The sequence below is a fragment of the Ideonella sp. P3_A4 genome, from assembly GCF_056403075.1.
In genome coordinates, this window is sequence record NZ_JBFUGE010000619.1 from 1 (window position 1) to 3,437 (window position 3,437).

Annotated in this window: 5 protein-coding genes; 2 read left to right on the forward strand and 3 right to left on the reverse strand. The window is 66.5% G+C overall.

Features of this window, described 5'->3' with window-relative positions; genetic code table 11:
- A partial coding sequence (locus AC1DYI_RS29995) for a choice-of-anchor tandem repeat GloVer-containing protein (RefSeq protein ID WP_477207772.1) occupies positions 1 to 602 on the reverse strand: 602 nt, incomplete at its 3' end.
- Positions 603 to 791: 189 nt separating this feature from the next.
- Here AC1DYI_RS29995 and AC1DYI_RS30000 point away from each other — a divergent pair.
- Positions 792 to 1,130: a hypothetical protein gene (locus AC1DYI_RS30000; protein ID WP_477207773.1), complete on the forward strand. Its 339-nt coding sequence runs from the start codon at positions 792 to 794 to the stop codon at positions 1,128 to 1,130.
- 17 nt (positions 1,131 to 1,147) lie between these two features.
- Here the strand turns inward: AC1DYI_RS30000 and AC1DYI_RS30005 are convergent, their stop codons facing one another.
- Positions 1,148 to 2,179, reverse strand: a complete 1,032-nt coding sequence (locus tag AC1DYI_RS30005) for a GlxA family transcriptional regulator (RefSeq protein WP_477207774.1) — start codon at positions 2,177 to 2,179, stop codon at positions 1,148 to 1,150.
- A 99-nt stretch (positions 2,180 to 2,278) separates the two neighbouring features.
- Between AC1DYI_RS30005 and AC1DYI_RS30010 the strand changes: the two genes are divergently transcribed.
- The gene (locus tag AC1DYI_RS30010; protein WP_477207775.1) at positions 2,279 to 3,031 is read left to right on the forward strand and encodes an MBL fold metallo-hydrolase; all 753 of its coding nucleotides are present in this window, start codon (positions 2,279 to 2,281) and stop codon (positions 3,029 to 3,031) included.
- Positions 3,032 to 3,070: 39 nt separating this feature from the next.
- Here the strand turns inward: AC1DYI_RS30010 and AC1DYI_RS30015 are convergent.
- On the reverse strand, positions 3,071 to 3,437 hold a 367-nt coding region (locus AC1DYI_RS30015; protein ID WP_477207776.1), incomplete at its 5' end, for a phosphotransferase.

Below are 3,437 nucleotides of genomic sequence, written 5' to 3' on the forward strand. Positions count from 1 at the left end.
ACCACCTTGAACGCCGAGCCGTCGGTCGAGACCTTGAAGACGCCACCTTCGAGCTTGCCCTTGGCGCAGCAGGTCGTGCCGTACAGGCTTCCATCACTCACCTGGAGCAGCGGCGCATAGGGGTAGGCGCCCTCTGGCCCGTCGTAGTTGAACGAGTGCAGCACGGTGACTGCGCCTTGCGGCGTCATCCGATAGGCGGTGCCAGAGTCGTGGAACTCACCGCCACCACCGCTGGCACCGTAGTACTGGCCATCCGCGCCCTGGATCAGGCCCCAAGGCCGGAGGGGGCCGCGCTTCTTGTCGAAGAAATGCAGCACCGTCAGCTCACCATTGGGCTGCATCTTGTAGGCCGTGCCGCCGCCGGCGTTACCGCCGAATCCGGTGACCCCATGAAGCTTGCCGTCGCTGCCGTAGACCAGCGCTGACGACGGCTGTTCACCCTCCGGGCCCTCGAAGCTGTGGATGAACTTGACGCTGGCCGGAGCTGCTTGCTCAGCAGCGGGCTCGGATGCGACAGCAGCGCCGGGCAAGCAGAGCGCGGCGCACAGTGCAAGCGGCGTCAGCCCGCGTCGCCAACCGCTGGATAGATTCAAGTGGCTCATGAGGTCTCCCTGGTAAAAGTCTGGGCCATCGTGGCCCCCACTGAAAACCGGCTCGAAACCAAACGTCTATGGGTACAGACGGAAAACGGCGGCCCATGAAGACATTCCCCTCGCAAGCCGTTTGGCTTTGCGCCCGCAGGCGGGAAAATGCAGCCCGCCCCAGCAGCAAGACCAACAGGAAGAGGCCCCATGCCAAAGCTCGAGCCACAAGGTTTCAAGGAACTCGCGGCGATCTTCTCAGGCGAGCCGGATGTCGAGTTGCCAGCAGCCAAGAAGAACGGCTTCGGCTCGGCGGCGCTGCGCTGCAAGGGCAAGATCTTCGCCATGAGTCCCGACGGGCAATCACTCGTCGTCAAGCTGACGGCGGCGCGCGTGGCCGACATCATCGCAGCGGGCGACGGAATGGCCTACAGCATGGGCAACGGGAAGGTCATGAAGGAATGGGCCTCGATTCCAGCCTCGCGCGGCTCCGTCTGGGTGGCGTTGGCCGAAGAAGCGCTCGCTTGTTCACGCCGCGGCGGCCGCTGAGGTTCAGGCGTCCCTGGTCACTGAAGGGTACGGCGGCGGTAGCGCGCAGGGCTTTCGCCGACGAGGCGAGTGAACAGCCGCGCGAAAGTGACCGCATCGACATACCCGACGGCCTCGGTGACCCGCTCAATGCTCGCGCCCGGTCTGGCCAATAGGCGCTTGGCCTCTTCGACGCGAAGTTGCTGCAGCAGGGCCAGCGGCGACTGGCCCGACTCGGCCTTGACCCGCCGCATCAGCGTGCGTGGGCTGACCTTGAAGGCGGCCGCCACGCGGGCAAGCTCGTAGGGCTCTTTCAACCGGCTGGCAAACCAGTCGCGAACGCGAGCGGCGAAGGCGCCGGTGGACGCTTCCAACAGGCGCGCATCGACGAAGGGACGCTGGTCACTGCGCATGTTCGGCAGCAGCGAGACGTTGGCAGTGGCCGATGCCGTCGCGGCGCCGAGGTGCTGCTTGACCAGGTGCAGGGCGAGATCGAACGCGGCACTGACGGCGCCGGTCGTGGTGACGCCGCCGTCTTCGAGCAACAAAGCGTCAGTGCGCACGACCGCCGCCGGGAACGCACGCGCGAGTTGGGTGCCGAACATCCAGGAGGTCGTGACCGTCCGGCCGTCTAGCAGGCCGGCGCTGCCGAGCAAAAAGGCGCCGGTGCAGATGGAGGCGACTGCAGAACCGCGAGCGAAGACGCGTCGTACGGCACGAGCCTCGCCGCTGCGCCGGGTCAGGCCTTGCGCGAGGTCTTCGCCGCCGCGGGGGTCGAAACCGGGAACGACCAGCAACTCTGGCCGACCACGCAGCCGGCGCGTCTCGACCGTGGTGCCGCCGGCCAGTACGACGGCACCTCCGCTGACCGAACAGATCTCGACCGCGAGTGGACGCGAGGGTTTGCCGAGGCTGCGCTGTACGTCCGTACCGATCCGCAGCACGTCGACGAGCCCGAAGACCTGCAGACCCAGGCAGCCGTCGTAGGCCAGGACGGCGATGCGAACCGGGCTTGTGTCTGCGACGCTGACGGCTGCGTGTGCTGAAACAGAAGCGCGTTTCTTGGCCATATCGACCTGAAGAATGGCAATACCGCCACGGGTGCATTCTGCCCGGTCGAGGCAAAGTCTTCATCACCTGAACACAGTTGCCCGTTCAGTGGAGACCTCATGTCCTTTCCCGCCATCGTCCGCGTTCCGATCCTGCCCTTCGGCATGGTCAACTGCCACCTGATCGTCGGCCCGGCAGGCTGCATCCTCGTCGACACCGGGCTGCCCGGGTCGGAGCAAAAGATCGAACGCGCCCTGCAGTCGGTCGGCCGCACGTTCGCCGACCTTCGTCTGATCGTTGTCACGCACGCGCATGTCGACCATGCTGGCAGCGCCGCGCGTCTACGCGAGCTCTCAGGCGCCCCCATCCTCGGCCATGCCGGCGATCGCGACTATTTCGAGCAGCGGCGGCCGATGGGCTTCTGCGAAACCGGCTGGTTCGGCCGGCTGTTCATGCGCACGCGGCTCATCCTCGAGCCCTATGCCCCCTTCACGCCTGACCTGTTGCCGAGCGACGGCGAGACGATCGACCTGAGGTCGTTCGGCATCGAGGGTCGAGCGCTCCACACGCCCGGCCACACGTCCGGCTCGGTCTCGTTGGAGCTCGAAGGCGGCGATGCGCTGGTCGGCGACTTGCTCGCCTCGGGCATCCTGCTCGGCGGGCTGGTGCGCAAGGGCCACGCGATACGGCCTCCGTTCGAGGACGATCCGCGCGCCGTGGCGATCGAGCTGCACCGTCTCGTTGACGCCGGAGCGCAGCGCTTTCATCTCGGCCACGGCGGCCCGCTCGACGCGGCCGAGGTTCGGCGCCATGCCGCGAGCTTGTCCGGCAAGACCAGAGGCCGTCGATATGGCGGCGGTGTGGTCTTTTGATCGCGCTCAACGAGCGTGCCAACGGTCGTTCAAACGGAACTAGGGCCAGATCAGCTCCGCCAGCGCTTCAAAGTTCTCTGCCCGCTCCCAGCCTGGGCAGGCAATCTGCACCCTCAGGTTGCTGTAGCGATGCAACAGCAGCAGGCGCATCAGTGGGTTGCGCCAAGCTCGGCCCGGTGCCGCACCGTACCCCTCCATCAGAGCGTCACAGCGTTCGGCATGGCCCGCCGCCAGAAAGCACAGCGGGCCCAGCCAGTCGTACTCGCGTGGGCCCACGAGCCCATCACCGAAATCGAACATGCCGACGATGCCCCCGGCGCCATGGAGAAGGTTCATCGGCGTGTACTCGCCCGTCAGGATGACGCTGGGCCCGGCAGGCACTTCACCCGCCACGAAGGGCTCCAAC